This is a genomic window from Streptomyces griseoloalbus, assembly GCA_014650015.1.
GTDB lineage: Bacteria > Actinomycetota > Actinomycetes > Streptomycetales > Streptomycetaceae > Streptomyces > Streptomyces griseoloalbus.
The window spans coordinates 49,388-67,974 of record BMUD01000026.1; the positions used below are offsets into that span (position 1 = coordinate 49,388).

The following is an 18,587-nucleotide window of genomic DNA, read 5'->3' on the forward strand; positions in this document are numbered from 1 at the left end:
CGCTGGACACGCGTGAGGGCCGGGTTCCCGACGGAACCCGGCCCTCGGCTCCTGTGCCGCGCGCGGCTCAGAACAGGCGCAGCTTGTCGTCCTCGATGCCCCGCAGCGCGTTGTAGTCGAGCACCTGGCAGCCGATGCCCCGGTCGGTCGCGAGGACCCGGGCCTGCGGCTTGATCTCCTGGGCGGCGAAGACGCCGCGCACCGGGGCGAGATGGGGATCGCGGTTCAGCAGCTCCAGATAGCGGGTGAGCTGTTCCACGCCGTCGATCTCGCCGCGCCGCTTGATCTCCACCGCGACGGTCCGCCCCTCGGCGTCCCGGCACAGGATGTCGACCGGGCCGATCGCCGTCATGTACTCGCGGCGGATGAGGGTGTAGCCCTCGCCGAGGGTCTCGATGCGGTCGGCGAGCAGCTCCTGGAGGTGTGCTTCCACGCCGTCCTTGATCAGGCCGGGGTCGACGCCCAGTTCGTGCGAGGAGTCGTGGAGGATCTCCTCCATCGTGATGATGAGCTTCTCGCCCGCCTTGTTGACGACGGTCCAGACGCCCTCTTCCTCGCCGGTGCCCTCCTTCAGGGTGCAGGGCGGCGACATCCAGTTCAGGGGCTTGTAGGCCCGGTCGTCGGCGTGGATCGAGACGCTGCCGTCCGCCTTGATCAGGATCAGACGGGGTGCCGACGGCAGGTGCGCGGTGAGCCGCCCGGCGTAGTCCACGGAGCAGCGGGCAATGACGAGACGCATGGTCGGCAACGCTACTCGACCGGACGGGGTCGAGGCGATTCGCCCTCCCAGCCACCCCTCGGGCCCCGTGGGGCGCGTCCTGAATCTCCTGGAAAACGCGTGTTCGGCGGTGGCCGATTACCGGCCCACAGGAAGTTCCGCATCCGAGCATTCTGCTGGTGCCGTTACGGTCCGTTGCTTACGGTATTGAACGGGAGGTCGCGAACTGTGTACGCAGCGTGTCCGATATCGCGCACCTTCCCTATCTGTCAGGCAACCCCTGTTCGTTGGGGGTGCGAGAGGAGAACCCATGTCGCTCGACGTCTCACCGGCCCTACTCGAACAGGCCGAGCGAGGCGAGGTCGACGAAGCTGAATTCGTCGACTGCGTCCGGACCTCCCTGCCCTTCGCGTGGGAGATGATCAGCTCCCTGGTGGCCCAGCTGAAGGTGGACGGCGGAGCGTTCGCCGACAACCAGACGCCCCCGCCGGACGAGCAGGCACGCGGTCAGCTGCTGCGTGCGCTCGCGAGCGACGCGATACGCGGCGCGCTGCAACGGCACTTCGGCGTGCGGCTGGCCTTCCAGAACTGCCACCGGGTGGCCGTTTTCCCGCTTGACTCCTCGGTCGACGAGAAGCTGGCCCGCTTCACCTCGGTACGCAGTCAAGTGCTGAACCAGTCGGCGGAACTGCGCGACTGCTGACGCGCTCCATCGTTCGCTTGCCGCTCCGTACGCGGGAGGTGCAGTTTGTACCGGGGCGGCAAGCCTTCGCGGAGCCCCGCTCAGGCGAGTTGGGGGAGCACCTCGGTGCCGAGCCGCCGTACGTTCTCCTCGGTCGCCGCCAGGTCGCCGGAACCCTCGACGAGCAGGGCGAAGCGGGAGATGCCCGTCCGCTCGCTGGTCGCGGCGAGCCGGTCGGCGCACAGCCGCGGGGTGCCCACCGGGTGCAGCCCGCAGAGCAGTTCGGTGTACGCCAGCGGATCGCGCATCCGCCGCCGCCGCCCGTCCACCGTGACATGGGCCTCCAGCCCCTGCTTCAGCCAGCCCGGCATCGCCTTCAGCAGCGCCTCCGCCGCGTCCGCGCGCCGGTCCGCGATCTGGCAGACGCCGGCCGAGACATGGGCCGCGCGGTGGATCTCCCGGGCCGGCCGCCCGCACGCGCGCGCGTGCCGCCGCCACAGGGTGACCATCTCGGCCTTCTCCTCGTCCCCGATGTGCATCCCGAGCAGCATCGGCAGTCCGCGCTCGGCGGCCAGCCGCACGCTCCCCGGGGAGGTGCAGGCGACCACGACCTCGGGACCCTCGGTCTCGGTCAGGGACTCCGACGGGCGGGGGACGACGGGCACCTCGCGGAAGCGGAAACGCTCGCCGTCGGCCGCGACGGACGGTTCACGCAGCCAGCGCACCAGCAGATCGAGTGATTCCGGGAACCCCGTCTCGTACGCCTGGAGTCCGGCCCCGAACACCTCCAGGTCGACCCACGGGCCGCCGCGCCCGAGGCCCAGGGAGAACCGTCCGCCGCTCGTGATGTGCAGCAGTGCGGCCTGCTCGCCGAGGGCCACCGGGTGGGTGGTGGACAGCACGCTGACCGCCGTGCCGACCCTCAGGCGGCGGGTGCGGCCGAGCAGTAACGCGGCCAGGGTGATGGCGGACGGGCAGCTGCCGTACGGCACGAAGTGGTGCTCGGCCAGCCAGACCGTGTCGAGCCCCGACTCCTCGGCCACCTCGGCCGAGCGGACCGCGCGGTGCAGCGCCTCACCCTCGCCCTGCCCGGGGAACCGGGCGGCCAACACGAAACTTCCAACGCGCATCGCTTTCCTGCTTCCTTGGCTCCGACGCGGAGCTCCCCCGCAGGGCATAACCGCCCGACACGTGCCGAGGACACGGCTGGGCGGGGGACTTTGCGGATTGTCTGCAGAATGCGCCGCTCGGGAAGGGTGCCGCGTCACCACGAAGGCGACTTGTGGCGATTGGTGCCGTACACGTACCCCTGCTCGTGCCGCGTAGGCTGGATGCGGCCCCTGCATCCTGCTACCGCCCCCGAGAGGTGTCCTGTGTCCCCGCGTCGTAACCGACCCAAGGGAGCCGGTTCGTCCGGCCGGAGCGCCGAGGACGACCGGTCCGGCCGCTACGGCGGCTGGCAGTCCACGGAGAGCTGGCAGGGCGAGGAGTGGAGCGTACGCCACGTGGCGGGGGCCAGCGCGCAGGGCAAGGCCTACCGGTGCCCCGGTTGCGACCAGTTGATCCCGGACGGGGTCCCGCACGTGGTGGCCTGGCCGGAGCACTCGGGCGTCGACGAGCGCCGGCACTGGCACAAGGCGTGCTGGAACGCCAAGGACCGCCGCACCACGCGGGTGCGGCGGTCCCGTGACGCGCCGAGGTACTGAACCGCGCCAGGGCCTAGACGTCCCGCTTCTCCAGCAGGGCGAAGGCGCCGCCGAGCGCGGCGGCCGTGGCGACCAGCATGATCCACAGCGGGTCCCAGCCGGACGGGCCGGACTCGCTCAGGGAGTTGGCGTAGAAGATGCTCATCTGGTTCGGGATGGAGTACTCGAACAGCGCCTGCTGAACGTCCTGGAGCGAGGACGAGAACATGAACAGCGCGATCACCAGCGGGGCGAGCACGGCACCGATCATGATGGTGATGGCGCCCGCCGAGTGCCGGATGATCGACCCGACCGCCAGCGACAGCGTGCCGAGCAGCGCCAGGTACAGCGAGATGCCGACCGTGCCCTTGAGCCACTCCTCGCCCGAGGGCTCCTTCGCGTTGTGCCCCTCCAGCAGCGCCACGTGCAGGAAGCCGATGAGCGTGGCGCACACCAGCGTCACCACGAAGGCGAGCAGGAAGAACACCACGGCCTTCGCCGCGAGCACCCGTCCGCGCGAGGGACAGGCGACCATCGTGGTGCGGATCATGCCGGTGCCGTACTCCGAGGCCGTGGTCAGCACGCCCAGCGTGATGACGCACATGCCGCCCAGCAGCAGTCCGAAGAAGCCGAGGGACAGCGGGCTCTCGCCACCCGCGTCGGGGTCGGAACCGGAGACCACCAGACCGGTCAGCAGACCGATGCCGACGACGAGCAGTACGAACACGCCCAGCGTCCACATCGTGGAGCGCACGGACTTGATCTTCGTCCATTCGGAGGCGATCGCGTGCCCGAGGTGCGTACGCACCACGGGGATCGGCGAGTGGTAGCCGGAATGCGTCGAGCCGGGGGCGGGATACGCGGCGCCGGGCGCGGCCTGCCAGTCGGGTGCGGCGGTCTGCGGCATCGGGGGCGGGGGCGTGCTCATCGGGCGTCCTCGGGCTTGGTCAGGTCGGCGGCGGGGGGAGCGGCCGGAGCTGCGGCCGGAGCCGGGCCCTGGGGCGCCGGCGGGGCGGGCTGGGCGTACGGGTTGGGCGCCGGGGCGCCCGGGGCCGCGCCAGGGGCGCCCTGAGCGCCGTAGGGCCCCGCGGGCGGCTGCACCGGCGCGCCCTGCGGCACCGCGAAGGGCTGCCCGCCCGGCGGGGCCGGCGGCGGGGCGTACCAGCCGGGCTGCCCCTGGCCCGGAACCGGCAGCGGCGGCTGCGTACCGGGCGGCAGCGGCTGCTGGAGCCCTTCCTTCTGATCGATGGTCGAGCGGTAGTCGACGGCGCCCTGCGTCATCCGCATGTACGCCTCCTCCAGCGAGGCCTGGTGCGGCGACAGCTCCCACAGCCGTACGTCGCTGTCGTGGGCGATGTCACTGATGCGCGGCAGCGGCAGTCCCGTCACCCGCAGCGCGCCGTCCTGCTCGGGCAGCACGTGGCCGCCCGCCTCGGTGATCGCCGCGGACAGCTTCTCGCGCTGCTGCGGCTCGGTGTCGGGCGTGCGCACCCGCGCGAAGTCGGCGGAGTTGGCGGAGATGAAGGCCGTGACGCTCATGTCGGCGAGCAGCTGTCCGCGCCCGATGACGATGAGGTGGTCGGCGGTCACCGCCATCTCGCTCATCAGATGCGAGGAGACGAAGACCGTACGGCCCTGGGCGGCGAGCGACTTCATCAGATTGCGGACCCAGAGGATGCCCTCGGGGTCGAGGCCGTTGACGGGCTCGTCGAACAGCAGCACCTGGGGGTCGCCGAGCAGCGCGGCGGCGATGCCCAGCCGCTGGCCCATGCCCAGCGAGAAGCCCTTGGACCGCCTGCGGGCCACGTCGTGCAGACCCACCACCCCCAGCACCTCGTCCACCCGCCGGGCCGGGATGCCCGACAGCTGGGCCAGGGACAACAGGTGGTTGCGGGCGGACCGGCCGCCGTGTACCGCCTTGGCGTCCAGCAGCGCGCCGACCTGACGGGGGGCGTTGGGCAGCCTGCGGTACGGATAGCCGCCGATCGTGACCTGCCCCGCGGTGGGGTTGTCCAGACCGAGGATCATGCGCATCGTCGTCGACTTGCCCGAGCCGTTCGGACCCAGGAACCCGGTGACGGCACCGGGCCGTACCTGGAAGGAAAGGTTGTACACAGCGGTCTTGTCGCCGTACCGCTTGGTCAGGCCGACTGCCTCGATCATGCTCCGCACCCATCGAAAGGTTCAGGACAGCGGGGCACACGCCCCCGTAAGGGTTAGGAGGATATCGAGGCGCTGACGGTTCCGCTCAAACCGAGGTAAAAACCGGTCCCGGGCGGTCACTCACTGGGCGTCCCGCCGCTGCAGCAGCACGTAGCCGCCGATGAGCGCCGCGACCACCCAGAGCGCCATGATGCCGAGGCCGCCCCAGGGCCCGTACGGCGTCTCGTCCTCCAGGGGCGGGACCACCTGCATGATCTTGCTGCCCGCCTGGTCGGGCAGGAACCGGCCGACCTTCTTGGTGGCGTCGACGTTGCCGAGGATGTTGGAGATCAGGAAGAAGAACGGCATCAGGATGCCCAGCGACAGCATCGGGGAACGCAGCATCGCGGCCACGCCCATCGAGAACAGCGCGATCAGGGTCATGTAGAGGCCGCCGCCGATGACCGCCCGCAGCACCCCGGCGTCCCCGATCGACGCCTTGTGCTCGCCGAGCATCGCCTGGCCCAGGAAGAAGGCGGCGAAACCGGTCGCCATGGAGACGACGAGGGCGAGCGCGGTGGCCACCGTCAGCTTCCCGGACAGGAAGGTGCCGCGCCGTGGCACGGCCGCCAGTGAGGCGCGGATCATGCCGGTGCTGTACTCGTTCGACACCACCAGCACCCCGAACACGATCATCGCGAGCTGACCGAGGCTCATCCCGGCGAAGCTGATGAACGTCGGGTCGAAGGCGAGCCGGTCCCGCGCGCTCATCGTCTCGAACTCGTTCTTCGACAGCGCCGAGATGAGCATGCCGAGCGCGATGGTGACGACGACCGCCAGGGAGAGCGTCCAGACGGTGGACGCCACCGACCGGATCTTGGTCCATTCGGACCGGACGACCTGCGCTGCCGCCATGCTCAGCCCCTCCTCCAGTCGTCGCCCCACTGCTGCCGGGGCTCGGGCGCGCCGGAGTGGGCGTGGTACTCCACCGACTCCGCGGTCAACCGCATGAACGCCTCCTCCAGGGAGGCCTGCTGCGAGCTCAGCTCGTGCAGCACCAGCTGGTTCCGGGCCGCCAGCTCCCCGATGTACTCGGCCTTGGAGCCGTCCACCTCCAGCGACCCGTTGCCGTTCTCCACGGCGGTGATCCCGGCCTGGTGCAGCACATCCAGCAGCCGCTCCCGCTGCGGGCTGCGCACCCGGACGTAGGAGCGCGAGTTGTGCTCGATGAATTCGGCCATGGAGGTGTCGGCGAGCAGCCGGCCCTGGCCGATGACGACGAGGTGGTCGGCGGTCAGCGCCATCTCGCTCATCAGGTGGGAGGAGACGAAGACCGTGCGGCCCTGGGCGGCGAGCGACTTCATCAGGGTGCGGATCCAGTGGATGCCCTCGGGGTCGAGGCCGTTCACCGGCTCGTCGAACATCAGGATCCGCGGGTCGCCGAGCAGCGCGGCGGCGATGCCGAGCCGCTGGCCCATGCCGAGCGAGAACCCCTTGGCCTTCTTCCGCGCCACCGCCGTCAGGCCGACCGTGTCCAGCACCTCGTGCACCCGCCGCCGTGGGATTTTGTTGCTCTGGGCGAGGCACAGCAGGTGGTGGTAGGCGCTGCGGCCCGGGTGCACGCCCTTGGCCTCCAGCAGGGCGCCGATGTACGTCAGCGGATCCTTGAGCCGGTCGTAGTGCGTGCCGTCGATCCGCACGTCCCCGGCGGTGGGCCGGTCCAGGCCCAGGATCATCCGCATGGTGGTCGACTTGCCCGCGCCGTTCGGGCCGAGGAAGCCCGTGACGATGCCCGGTCTGACGGTGAAGGTCAGACGGTCCACCGCCACCTTCTCGCCGTACCGCTTGGTCAGCCCCTCGAGCTCGATCATGCGGCCACGCTAAAACGGGACAAAGCCCTCTGCCACCTCAGTGGCAGAGGGCTTCGCCGATGTTCGGTCGCCGTTCGGCGGGACGTTACCGGGACTGCTGGGCCGGCACCCCGCGGGAGATCGGCTCGTCCTCGGTGGAGGGCGCGCCGGTCGCGGCCACCGCGGCACCCGTGAGCGTCGCCAGCATCTCGCGGACGTTCGTCAGCTGGGCGTTGATCGAGTCGCGGCGGTTGGTCAGCGCCGCCAGCTCGCGCTCGGATTCCGAGCGGATCCGGTCGGCCTTGGCGTTGGCGTCGGCCACGATGTCCTCCGCCTGGCGCTGAGCCGTCTCCACCGTCTGGCGGGCACGGCGCTCGGCGTCGGTGCGCAGCTTCTCGGCCTCCAGGCGCAGCTGCTCCGCGCGGTGCTCGATCTCGGCGAGGCGCTTCTCGGCCTTGGCCTGACGGGACGCCAGGTCGCGCTCGGACTGCTCGCGGCGCTTGGCGAGGTTCGTCTCGAAGTCGGCGGCGGCCTGCGCGGCCTTGGCGCGGGTCTCCTCGAAGAGGGCGTCCGCCTCCTCACGCTTGGACTGCGCGTCCTTCTGCGCCTCGGAGCGCAGCTGGGTGGCTTCGCCCTGAGCCTTCTCGACGATCCGGACGCCCTCGTCCTCGGCCTTGGCCTTGCGCTCGGCGGCGTACGACTCGGCGTCGTTGCGCACCTGCTGGGCGGCCGACTCGGCGAGCTCGCGGTGCTGCTCCGCCGCGCGCCGCGCCTCCTCGCGCAGATCCTTGGCCTCCTCCTCGGCGAGGCGGAGGATCTTCTCCACACGCGCGCCGAGACCGGCGTACGACGGCTCGGCGTCGGTGACCTGGGCCTGGGCGTTCTGCGTCTCGAGGTGGAGCTCCTCGATGCGCTTTTCCAGAGCGGTGATGCGGGCGAGAGCGCTGTCACGGTCGGAGACGAGCTTGGAGATACGTTCGTCCACCTGAGCGCGGTCGTACCCACGCCGCACAAGCTCGAAGCCGTAGGGGGAAGTGTCGCTCATGGGGTTCCTGTCGAATGAGACCGGTGAGGTGATAGGTGGAATCCTAGGGGTCGAAGCGCTGTGTCATCGAGCGGATGCACGTTTGATACGGAGAATGACACCCCTTTTGAGTGGCTAACCGTCCCAGGGCTTGCCAAACCCTTGGTCAAAGTCCCTCCCAGGCAGGGGATTTCGTCCGCTTTGCTAGTTATCCGATGACTTGCCACCCGTACGGGTACCACCCGCCGTGGCCCCCGCCTTGACCCCGTTGTCCTTGCCGCCCGAGGGCGCTTCGAAGGACTCCAGCGCCTCCAGCACGTCCTGCACGCGGGAGATCTCGGCGTTGATGTCCTCGCGACGCCGCACCAGCACGTCCAGTTCGCGCTGGCCCTCCTCGACCGTGCGCCGCGCCTCGCGGACCGCCTCGGCCTTCAGCTCCTCGGCCTCCTTGACGAGCGTGGCCTTCTTCTGCTCGGCCTCCTTGAGCAGCCCCTCGGCCTTCTTGACGGCGGCGATGCGCACCTTGCCCGCTTCGGAGTTGGCCTCGGAAACGATCTCCTTGGCCTTCGCCGCCGCCTTGGCGAGCTGCTCCTCGGCCGCCTTGACGAGCGCGTCGCAGCGGTCCCCCGTGGACTTCATCGTCTCCGCCGCCTCACGGCGGGCCCGCTCGTGCAGCTCCTCGATCTCACTGGTGATGCGCTCGCGCAGCTCCTCGGCGCGCTGCCTGATCTGTGTCGCGTCCCGGCGCGCGCCGACCAGCAGCTCGTCCGCGTCCGTACGGGCCTTCTCCACCCGGGTGTTGCCCTCGACGGTCGCGTCGGAGACGATCCGCTCGGCCTCGCTGCGGGCCGCGCCGACCATCGTGTCCGCCTGCGACTCCGCGTCCGCCGTCGTCTTCAGCGCCTGCTGCTGCGCCTCGGTGAGCAGCTTGTCCGCCTCGGCGGTGGTCTCCGTGATGAGCGTGTCGACCTGCTCGGCCGCCTCGGAGCGCCGCTTGTTGGCCTCCTTGCGGGCCTCGTCCAGGGTCCGCTCGGCCTCCTCGCGCGCGGCCGACACCAGCCGCTCGGCCTCCGACTCCGCGCCGGCCTTGACCCGTTCGGCCTCGCCGCGGATCCGCTCCGCGTGCTGCTGTGCCGACCCCACCGTCTCCGCGGCCTCGGCCCGCATCCGCTCCGCGTCGCCGGTGGCGTCCGCGATCAGCTTCTCCGCCTTGGCGACCGACTCCGTGCGCAGCCGCTCGGCTTCGGCGACCGATTCCGAGCGGACCCGCTCGGCTTCGGCGACGGTCTCCGTGCGCAGCCGCTCGGCCTCGGCGACCGATTCCGAGCGGACCCGCTCGGCTTCGGCGACGGTCTCCGTGCGCAGCCGGTCGGTCTCCGTGATGGTCTCGGTGGTGAGCCGCTCGGCCTCGCTGCGGGCCTCGGTGATGAGGGTGTCCGCCTGCGTCGCCGCGTCCGAACGGATCCGGTTGGCGTCCTCGCGGGCGTCCGCCCGGGTGCGCGCCGCCGCCTGCTCGGCCTCGGCGATGGCGTCCGACGCCTCCGTGCGCACCCGCTGGGCGTGCTCGGACACGTCCGCGCGGATCCGCTCGGCCTCGCTGATCGCCTCGGACACGGTGCGCTCGGCCAGCGCCTTGGCGGCCTCCGTCTCCTCCTGCGCCTCGCGCCGCAGCCGTCCGGCGTCCTCGCTCGCCCGCTCCCGCTCCGCGTAGGCGTCGGCGCGGACCCGGTCCGCCTCCTCCTCGGCCGCGTGGCGCGTGCGCTCCGCCGCGTGCTCGGCGGCGCTGCGCAGCCCGGCGATCTCCTCCTGGGCCTGCTCGTGCAGTCCCGCGACGGAGTCCCGTACCTGCGTCGCGTGCTGCTCGGCGGCCGACACCATCTCGGTGGCGCGCCGGTCGGCCTCCTCGACCAGACGCACGGCCTCGGCCTGCGCCTCCTCCACGCGGGTGCGCGCCGAGGCCAGCAGCTCCTCGCTCTGCTCGCGGGCCCGCTCGCGCTCCTGGTCGGCCTCCTGCCGGGCGGCGCCGAGGAGTTCCTCCGCCTCGCGGCGACGGCGGGCCGCCTCCTCCTGCGCGGCGGCCAGCGTCTCCGACGCCTCCGCGGCGATCCGCTCGGCGGCGGCCTGCGCCTCCGCCCGCATCCGGTCGGCGCTGTCCTGCGCCTCCGACTTCAGCCGCTCCGCCTCGGCGGCGGCCTCCGACCGCAGCCGCACGGCGACGGACTCGCCCTCCGCGCGGGACGCGGACGCGTCGGCGGCGGCCTCGTCACGCAGCCGCTCGGCCTCCGCCTCCGCCTGCTGCTGGAGCGCACGGATCCGCTCGGCGGCCTCGGTGCGCAGCCGCTCGGTCTCCTCGGACGCCTCCCGGCGGATCCGGGCGGCCTCCTCGCGCGCGTCGCTCAGCGCCTGCTCGGCGACGGCGAGCCGCTCCTCGGCCTCCGTGTGCAGCCGCGTCAGTTCCTCGGCGGCCTCCGCGCGCCGCGCCTCGACCGCCCGCTCGGTCTCCTCGCGCAGTTCGCGCGCGGCCCGCTCGGCGTCCGCCTTGAGCGCGTCGGACTGCTCGACGACCTCCGCGCGGTGCCGCTCGGCCTCCTTGCGGGTGCGCTCCAGCGTCTCCTCGGCCTGCCGGCGCAGCGTCGTGGCGCGCTCGATGGCCTCGGTGCGGACCTTCTCGCTGTCCGTCTGCGCGGTGGAGCGCAGCTCATCGGCGTCCGCCTTCGCCTTGGCGAGCAGCTCCTCGGCGGACTTCGCCGCCTCCTCGATCTGCGCCACGGCCTCCTTGCGGGCCTCCGCGCGGATCCTCTCGCCCTCGGACACCGCGTCGGAGCGCAGCTGCTCGGCCTCGCCGCGCAGCCGGCGGGCCTCCTCCTGCAGCTCGACGGTCTTGGCGCGGTACTCCTTGGTGTCGTCCTTCGCCGCGCCCTTGAGCTGCTCGGCGATGTCGTGCGCCTCGGCGCGCAGCCGGTCCGCCTCGGCCTCGGCCTCGCTGCGGATCCGCTCGGCCTCCTCGGCCGCGGCCCTGGTGGTCCGCTTCGCTTCCTCCGACGCCTTGTTGAGCACGTCCTCGGCGGTCTTGGCCGCCTTGGACAGCTGCGTCGCGGACTCCTCCGCGGTGATCCTGCGGGCCTTCTCGGCGGCCTCGGAGACGATCTTCTCGGCCTCCGCGCGGGCGTCGGCGACCAGCTGCTCCGCCTCGGACTTGGTCTGCTCGGCCTCCTTCGTGGCCTCCTCGACCAGCCGGGCGACCTGCTCCTTGGCGGTGCGGGTACGGGTTTCGTTGGCGGACTCGGCGGAGGTGAGGGCCTTGGACGCGGCCTCCTTCGCCTCGGCGAGCACCTTCTCCGCCTCGGCGCGCGCCTCGCGCAGCGCGGTCTCGGCCTCCGCCATGCGCTGCTCGGCGGCGCGGCTGAGCTCCTGCGCCTGACGGCGCGCGGACTCCGACTCGCTGGCGGTCGACGTCCGCAGCTGCTCGGCGTGGTCGGTGGCCTCCTGAGCCTGCGTGGAGGCGGCGTTCAGCAGCCGCTCGGCGTCCGCGCGGGCCCGGCGCAGGATCTGCTCGGCCTCCGCGCGGGCCGACTCGGCCTCGCTCTGCAGCCGCTGGCGGGCCTCGGCGGTCAGCCGCTCGGCCTCCGCGCGGGCGGCGGCCAGCGCCTGCTCGGTCTCCGCGCGGGACTCCTCCAGGAGCCGGCGGGCCTGCTGCTCGGTCCGGGCGCGCAGCTGCTCGGCCCACGCCACGTTCTCGTTGACGTGGGACTCGACGGTCTGCCGGCGCTCCGCCAGCTCCTGGTCGAGCTGCTGGCGCCGCGTCACCGCCTCCTGGTGCAGCTCCGCCTGGAGCCGGGCCGCCTGCTCCGCGTGCTCCTGGAGGATCCGCTGGGTCTGCGCCCGCGCCTGGCTCAGCTCCCGCTCGGCGTCCGCGCGGAGCTGGTCGGCCTGCATCTGCGCGTTGCGCAGCAACTGCTCGGCCTGGTAACCGAGGTCACCGCCGTCGAACGCGGGCCGGGACATGATGGTGCGCCGCGCCTCGTGCAGCTTGGCGCGCAGCACCTCGACCTGGTAGCCGAGGTCCTCGGCGTGCTGGATCGCCTTTTCCCGCTCGGTCTTCAGCCGCTTCATCTCGGCTTCGAACCGAGAGAGGTGGTCGACGTCAGCCGCCGGCTCTCGCTCCTGGCTCTCGTAGCCCCGCACTGCGCGGTCCCATCCGTCCCCTGGTCGCAAGTCTGGCCGAGCCCCGTTCATCCGCCGAACGGGGCCCCCGGGGGAATGGTGTCAGATCTACGGCGGAGCATGGGCTGCTGCCCCGCCCTCGCCCCCCGAAACCCGGACCCCGGTGATCCCGCCGGCAAAGACGACGGGACGCGGTCACCACGGATCGAGCGGCGACCGGACCCAACCCTACCGGCCCTTATGTACGTGGGTCAGTGCTCGGATGACTCAACAGGCGCCGAAGTGACCAGTTCTGTCAGAACGCCATGGCAGTCCTTGGGGTGCAGGAAGGTGATTCGTGACCCCATGGAGCCGCGCCGGGGCTCTTCGTACAGCACGCGTACGCCCTTGCCGCGGATGTCGGCGGCCTCCGCGTCCACGTCCGCCGTGCCGAAAGCGATGTGGTGGACGCCCTCGCCGTTCTTCGCGAGCCACTTGGCGACGGTGGAGTCCTCGCGGGTCGGCTCGAGCAGCTGCAGGTAGGAGGCCCCGCCGTCGGAGGTGTCGTTGATCTTGAGCATGGCCTCGCGCACGCCCTGCTCCTCGTTGACCTCGGAGTGGAACACCTCGAAGCCGTAGGTGGCCCGGTAGAACTCCACGGTCTTGTCCAGGTCGAAACAGGCGATCCCGATGTGGTCGATTCGCGTCAGCATGGAATCAGTGCAGCGCTCCCGGGATGGTTACGCAACGTGCGCGCGATCACACCGAAAGGCCGATGACGGGGTCCACCGCACGTCAGTACATTCGAAGTAAACCCTCGTTCACTCCTCGGCTGTGCAGCCGGAAGGGGACCGCAGCTCATGTCATCTGCATCCAGCGCATCTTCCGTGTCATCTACAACGAACGGCACGACGTCCGTCATCGTCGCGGGCGCCCGCACCCCGATGGGGCGGTTGCTCGGTTCTCTGAAGTCCTTCTCCGGAGCCGACCTCGGCGGCTTCGCGATCAAGGCCGCCCTCGACCGTGCGGGGATCGGTGGCGACCAGGTCCAGTACGTGATCATGGGGCAGGTGCTCCAGGCCGGGGCGGGGCAGATCCCGGCACGCCAGGCCGCCGTCAAGGCCGGCATCCCGATGAACGTCCCGGCGCTCACCGTCAACAAGGTGTGCCTCTCCGGCCTCGACGCGATCGCGCTGGCCGACCAGCTGATCCGGGCCGGCGAGTTCGACGTGGTCGTCGCCGGCGGCCAGGAGTCCATGACCAACGCCCCGCACCTGCTGCCGAAGTCCCGCGAGGGCTTCAAGTACGGCGCGGTCCAGATGCTCGACGCCATGGCGTACGACGGCCTGACCGACTCCTTCGAGAACATCGCCATGGGCGAGTCCACGGAGAAGCACAACACCCGCCTCGGCCTCGGCCGCCGGGAGCAGGACGAGATCGCCGCCCTGTCCCACCAGCGGGCCGCCGCCGCGCAGAAGAACGGCGTCTACGAGGCCGAGATCACCCCGGTCGAGATCCCGCAGCGCAAGGGCGACCCGGTGCTCTTCAGCCAGGACGAGGGCATCCGCGGCGACACCACCGCCGAGTCCCTCGGCAAGCTGCGCCCCGCCTTCACCGAGGGCGGCACCATCACGGCCGGCTCCTCCTCGCAGATCTCGGACGGTGCGGCGGCCGTGGTCGTGATGAGCAAGGCCAAGGCGCAGGAGCTCGGCCTGGACTGGATCGCCGAGATCGGCGCCCACGGCAACGTGGCCGGCCCCGACAACTCCCTCCAGTCGCAGCCCTCCAACGCGATCCGGCACGCCCTCGAGAAGGAGGGCCTGGAGGTGTCCGACCTCGACCTCATCGAGATCAACGAGGCGTTCGCCGCGGTCGCCGTGCAGTCAATGAAGGACCTCGGCGTTTCCACCGAAAAGGTGAACGTCAACGGTGGTGCCATCGCGCTGGGTCACCCGATCGGCATGTCCGGCGCGCGGCTCGTGCTGCACCTGGCGCTGGAGCTGAAGCGGCGCGGCGGCGGTGTCGGCGCGGCGGCGCTGTGCGGTGGCGGCGGTCAGGGTGACGCGCTGATCGTGCGGGTACCCAAGGCCTGAATCCGGCTGTCGTCGCCGGACCTTACTTCCGAACGGATCTGAACGGAGCTGTGATGCAGGACGTCTCCACTCTGGTGGCCCAGGCCAGGGAGGGCAGGCCGCGGGCCGTGGCCCGGCTGATCTCCCTGGTGGAGGGGGCGTCCCCGCAGCTCCGGGAGGTCATGGCGGCCCTGGCGCCGCTGACCGGCAACGCGTACGTGGTCGGCCTCACCGGCTCCCCGGGCGTCGGCAAGTCGACGTCCACCTCGGCGCTGGTGAGCGCGTACCGCAAACAGGGAAGGCGGGTCGGCGTCCTGGCCGTCGACCCGTCCTCCCCGTTCTCCGGCGGCGCCCTGCTCGGCGACCGCGTCCGGATGTCGGAGCACGCCTCCGACCCCGGCGTCTACATCCGCTCCATGGCGACCCGCGGCCACCTGGGCGGCCTCGCCTGGGCCGCCCCGCAGGCCATCCGCGTCCTGGACGCGGCGGGCTGCGACGTGATCCTCGTCGAGACGGTCGGGGTGGGCCAGTCGGAGGTGGAGATCGCCTCCCAGGCCGACACCTCCGTCGTCCTCCTGGCCCCCGGCATGGGCGACGGCATCCAGGCGGCCAAGGCCGGAATCCTGGAGATCGGCGACGTCTACGTCGTCAACAAGGCCGACCGCGACGGCGCGGACGCCACCGCCCGCGAGCTGAACCACATGCTGGGCCTCGGCGAGTCACGCGCCGCCGGCGACTGGCGCCCCCCGATCGTCAAGACGGTCGCCGCGCGCGCGGAGGGCGTCGACGAGGTCGTCGAGGCCCTGGAGAAGCACCGGGCCTGGATGGAGGAGCGGGGCGTCCTTACGGAGCGCCGGCTGGCCCGCGCCTCCCGCGAGGTCGAGACCATCGCGGTCACGGCCCTGCGGGAACGCATCGGCGACCTCCACGGAGACCGCCGCCTCGGCGCCCTCGCGGAACGGATCATCGCAGGCGACCTGGACCCGTACCGCGCGGCGGACGAACTGGTGACGGGCCTGACGTCCACCGGCCCGTCCGGCGGCTGAGCAGATTCAGCCCGTCCGGCGTTTGAGGACGAGGCCCGTTCAGGGCCGAAGCGGGGGTCCGGGGGCGGCAGCCCCCGGGGACGGGAAGGGAAGGGAAGGGGCGGCTGGGGCGAGAACCCCACACCGCCCCACCCACCACACCCGTACGATCAGTCGTCGTCGGAGCCGTCGGAGTCGTCACCCCGCTCCGCACTGACGCCCGCGCCGTCCAGCCCCACGCGCCAGTCCTTCTCCCCGCCGCCGGAGGCGACCGTCTCCGCCTCCCAGCCCCGGTCATCGTCGTCGTCCAGGTCGATCGAGACCACCGTGCCCTTGGCGGCCACCAGCTGCGCGGCCTCCTGCGCGGTCACCGACGTCCCCTTCAGCGCGGCCCGCACCTCGCCGGCGTCGTCCTCGTCGTCCTGGTGCGCGCTCAGCACCTTTCCGGTCGTCGGGTCGACCCGCACGCTGTACCAGGTGTCGCCGCCGCCGAGGACGTCGACCTCCCAGGCGGCCCTGCCGCCGTTGTCGTCCGCGTCGTCCGCGTCGTCCGCGTCGTCGTCCAGCTCGGCGGAGACGGCGGTGCCCGGCGTGTGCTTCAGCGCGGCGGCGATGGCGTCGGCAGCGGTCACGCCACCGGAGACGGCCCGATCGTCGTCGCGGTCGTCGCGGTCGTCGCCCCGGACGTCGTTGCGGTCGTCGCCCTGATCGTCGGCGTCCTCACGCCCCCGGTCGTCGTCCCGCCCGTCGTCGTCCCGCCCGTCGTCGTCCCGCCCGTCGTCGTCCCGCCCGTCGTCGTCCCCCACCCGGGTCTCCGTCTGCGCCACCGGCGTCGTCCCGCCGTTGTCCCCCGAGACCGCGAGGGCCGTCGCCGTACCCCCACCGACGAGGGCCGCGGCCGTCACGACGGCGATCACGATGTTGCGCTTCATGCTGGTTCCTCCCGAGCCGTTTCGTTTTCGACGCCTTCAATCTCGCCGACCGACGCTGAGGAGAAGCTGAAGCCCCCTGAAGGGATCTTCAGCTTCGTTTTGCGACCCTGGACGACATGCGCCTGTTGATCGTGGAGGACGAGAAGCGGCTGGCCCTGTCGCTCGCGAAGGGTCTGACCGCCGAGGGTTACGCCGTGGACGTCGTCCACGACGGCCGGGAGGGCCTGCACCGGGCCACCGAGGGGACGTACGACCTCCTCGTCCTCGACATCATGCTGCCCGGCATGAACGGGTACCGCGTCTGTGCCGCCCTGCGTGCCGCCGGACACGATGTGCCGATCCTGATGCTCACCGCCAAGGACGGTGAGTACGACGAGGCCGAGGGCCTGGACACGGGCGCCGACGACTACCTCACCAAGCCGTTCTCGTACGTCGTCCTCGTCGCCAGGATCAAGGCGCTGCTGCGCCGCCGTCAGGGCGCCGGGGCCTCCCCGGTGCATGTGCACGGCGACCTCAAGGTGGACACCGCCGCCCGCCGGGTGTTCCTGGGCGAGGCCGAAGTGGCGCTGACCGCCAAGGAGTTCTCGGTGCTGGAGCAACTGGTGCTGCGGGCAGGGGAGGTGGTGTCCAAGGCCGAGATCCTGGAGCACGTCTGGGACTTCGCCTACGAGGGCGACCCGAACATCGTCGAGGTCTACGTCAGCGCCCTGCGCCGCAAGCTGCGCGCCGGGCTGATCCGGACGGTGCGCGGAGCCGGGTACCGGCTGGAGACGGCGCCATGAGCCGGCTGTTCGGTTCCGTCCGCGCGCGGGCGACGCTCGGTGCCACCCTCGTGGTCGCCGTGGCCCTCGTCGCGGCAGGCACCGCCGTGCTGCTGTCGCTGCGTTCCAACCTGATCGGTGAGGCGGGCACCCAGGCGGAGCGCTCCGCGCGGGCGGTCGCCTCCGAACTCGCCGCCCGGACGCCCTACGACACACTGTCGGGGCTGGACGGCGACGACGGCCCGGTGCAGATCGTCGACGAGGACCGCAAGCTCGTCGCGGCGAGCGAGGACCTGCGGCGGATCACCGGTACGGCGACCACCGAGGTGACGCCACAGCCGTCCGCCCCGGCTCCGGGGGACGACGATGACGCGGACGACTCCGACGACTCCGACGGCTCCGACGATGCCGGTGACGCCGGTGACGCCGGTGACGCCGGTGACGGCGACAACGCGGACGACGCGGACGACTCCGACGACTCCGAAGGTTCCGGAGAGTCCCTGGCCCCGGGGGAGATCGCCCGCGAGACCACCTTCAGCAACGGCTCCGCGACGATCGACGGCGACGCGGAGGACTACCGCTTCGCCGCCGTCGAGGTCGAGACCCACGACCGTGGCCGCCTCACCGTCCACGCGGGCGCCCCGCTCGCCGCCGAGCACAGCGCCGTGAACACCTCGCTGACCGTGATGCTCATCGGCCTCCCCCTGCTGCTCGGCGTGGTCGGCGGCGTGACCTGGCTGGTCACCGGGCGTGCCCTGCGCCCGGTGGAGGGCATCCGGCGGGAGATGGCGGCGATCACCGCCTCCGAGGACCTGGCCCGCCGCGTCCCCGAACCGGCCACGCACGACGAGATCGCCCGTCTCGCCCGCACCACCAACGAGACGCTCGCCGCACTGGAGACGTCCGTGGAACGGCAGCGGCGGTTCGTCGCCGACGCCTCGCACGAGCTGCGCAGCCCGATCGCGTCCCTGCGCACCCAACTGGAGGTGGCCGCCGCCCACCCCGAGCTGCTCGATCTGGACGGCGCCGTCGAGGACACCGTGCGGCTCCAGCACCTCGCCGCCGATCTGCTCCTGCTGGCCCGGCTGGACGCGGGGGAGCGGCCCGCCGGCACCCCGGTCGACCTGGCCGCGCTGGCCCGCGAGGAGGCCACGGGCCGTACGGGCGTGACGGTGGACGCGGAGCCGGCCGAGGTGACCGGATCGCGGGGGCAGCTCGGCCGCGTGCTCGCCAACCTGCTGGACAACGCCCGTCGGCACGCCCGCGAGAGGGTCACCGTGACCGTACGGCGGGAGGGCACGTGGGCGGTGCTCAAGGTGGCCGACGACGGCGACGGGGTGGCCGAGGCCGACCGGGAGCGGATCTTCGAGCGGTTCGTACGGCTGGACGCCGCCCGGAGCCGCGACGACGGCGGCGCCGGGCTGGGCCTCGCGATCGCGAGGGACGTCGCCGTACGGCACGGCGGGACGCTCACGGCGGGTGCGGCGCCGGCCGGCGGAGCCCTGTTCGAACTCCGCCTGCCGCTCGCCGGGTAGGACGCCGGGCCCCGGTCA

Annotated in this window: 16 protein-coding genes; 6 read left to right on the plus strand and 10 right to left on the minus strand. The window is 71.9% G+C overall.

All coding sequences use genetic code 11. The annotated features are described in order from the left end of the window. Positions 1-67: 67 nt before the first annotated feature. Positions 68-739 (minus strand): endonuclease NucS, encoded by a 672-nt coding sequence (nucS, locus tag IE178_RS29720; RefSeq protein WP_184764543.1) that lies wholly within the window; start codon positions 737-739, stop codon positions 68-70. Between the two features lie 289 nt (positions 740-1,028). Here nucS and IE178_RS29725 point away from each other — a divergent pair, with 289 nt between their 5' ends. Continuing rightward, positions 1,029-1,421, plus strand: coding sequence for an SCO5389 family protein (locus IE178_RS29725; RefSeq protein WP_145867205.1), 393 nt, complete (start codon positions 1,029-1,031; stop codon positions 1,419-1,421). A gap of 80 nt (positions 1,422-1,501) precedes the next feature. Here the strand turns inward: IE178_RS29725 and IE178_RS29730 are convergent, their stop codons facing one another. After that, on the minus strand, positions 1,502-2,530 hold the full coding sequence (locus IE178_RS29730; protein ID WP_193514437.1) for an LLM class flavin-dependent oxidoreductase: 1,029 nt from the start codon (positions 2,528-2,530) through the stop codon (positions 1,502-1,504). Positions 2,531-2,773: 243 nt separating this feature from the next. Here IE178_RS29730 and IE178_RS29735 point away from each other — a divergent pair, with 243 nt between their 5' ends. Then, positions 2,774-3,106: an Rv1322 family protein gene (locus IE178_RS29735; RefSeq protein ID WP_142193114.1), complete on the plus strand. Its 333-nt coding sequence runs from the start codon at positions 2,774-2,776 to the stop codon at positions 3,104-3,106. A gap of 13 nt (positions 3,107-3,119) precedes the next feature. Here IE178_RS29735 and IE178_RS29740 read toward each other — a convergent pair whose 3' ends face one another. The 7 genes from IE178_RS29740 to mce form a co-directional block, all read right to left on the minus strand. After that, the gene (locus tag IE178_RS29740; protein ID WP_193514438.1) at positions 3,120-4,013 is read right to left on the minus strand and encodes an ABC-2 transporter permease family protein; all 894 of its coding nucleotides are present in this window, start codon (positions 4,011-4,013) and stop codon (positions 3,120-3,122) included. Continuing rightward, complete coding sequence (locus tag IE178_RS29745) at positions 4,010-5,248, minus strand: ABC transporter ATP-binding protein (RefSeq protein ID WP_184764540.1); 1,239 nt, start codon at positions 5,246-5,248, stop codon at positions 4,010-4,012. Before IE178_RS29745 ends, IE178_RS29740 begins: the two co-directional genes overlap by 4 nt. A 120-nt stretch (positions 5,249-5,368) precedes the next feature. Then, complete coding sequence (locus tag IE178_RS29750; protein ID WP_193514439.1) at positions 5,369-6,142, minus strand: ABC transporter permease; 774 nt, start codon at positions 6,140-6,142, stop codon at positions 5,369-5,371. A gap of 2 nt (positions 6,143-6,144) precedes the next feature. Next, positions 6,145-7,098: an ABC transporter ATP-binding protein gene (locus IE178_RS29755; RefSeq protein WP_193514440.1), complete on the minus strand. Its 954-nt coding sequence runs from the start codon at positions 7,096-7,098 to the stop codon at positions 6,145-6,147. 85 nt (positions 7,099-7,183) lie between these two features. After that, the gene (locus IE178_RS29760; protein WP_193514441.1) at positions 7,184-8,122 is read right to left on the minus strand and encodes a coiled-coil domain-containing protein; all 939 of its coding nucleotides are present in this window, start codon (positions 8,120-8,122) and stop codon (positions 7,184-7,186) included. Between the two features lie 183 nt (positions 8,123-8,305). Continuing rightward, positions 8,306-12,286 (minus strand): polarized growth protein Scy, encoded by a 3,981-nt coding sequence (gene scy, locus IE178_RS29765; protein WP_193514442.1) that lies wholly within the window; start codon positions 12,284-12,286, stop codon positions 8,306-8,308. A gap of 230 nt (positions 12,287-12,516) precedes the next feature. After that, the gene (gene mce / locus IE178_RS29770) at positions 12,517-12,957 is read right to left on the minus strand and encodes a methylmalonyl-CoA epimerase (protein WP_184764535.1); all 441 of its coding nucleotides are present in this window, start codon (positions 12,955-12,957) and stop codon (positions 12,517-12,519) included. 147 nt (positions 12,958-13,104) lie between these two features. On the opposite strand from mce, the gene IE178_RS29775 reads away from it, so the two are divergent. Continuing rightward, positions 13,105-14,337, plus strand: a complete 1,233-nt coding sequence (locus tag IE178_RS29775) for an acetyl-CoA C-acetyltransferase (RefSeq protein WP_184764534.1) — start codon at positions 13,105-13,107, stop codon at positions 14,335-14,337. A 53-nt stretch (positions 14,338-14,390) separates the two neighbouring features. Next, complete coding sequence (gene meaB / locus IE178_RS29780) at positions 14,391-15,362, plus strand: methylmalonyl Co-A mutase-associated GTPase MeaB (protein WP_193514443.1); 972 nt, start codon at positions 14,391-14,393, stop codon at positions 15,360-15,362. Between the two features lie 149 nt (positions 15,363-15,511). Here meaB and IE178_RS29785 read toward each other — a convergent pair whose 3' ends face one another. Continuing rightward, positions 15,512-16,273, minus strand: a complete 762-nt coding sequence (locus IE178_RS29785; RefSeq protein ID WP_193514444.1) for a PepSY domain-containing protein — start codon at positions 16,271-16,273, stop codon at positions 15,512-15,514. Between the two features lie 116 nt (positions 16,274-16,389). On the opposite strand from IE178_RS29785, the gene IE178_RS29790 reads away from it, so the two are divergent. Both IE178_RS29790 and IE178_RS29795 read left to right on the plus strand, forming a co-directional pair. Continuing rightward, a complete protein-coding gene (locus IE178_RS29790) occupies positions 16,390-17,055 on the plus strand; it encodes a response regulator transcription factor (protein WP_184764531.1) in 666 nt (221 codons plus the stop codon). After that, a complete protein-coding gene (locus IE178_RS29795) occupies positions 17,052-18,569 on the plus strand; it encodes a sensor histidine kinase (protein ID WP_193514445.1) in 1,518 nt (505 codons plus the stop codon). Before IE178_RS29790 ends, IE178_RS29795 begins: the two co-directional genes overlap by 4 nt. Positions 18,570-18,587: the final 18 nt, after the last annotated feature.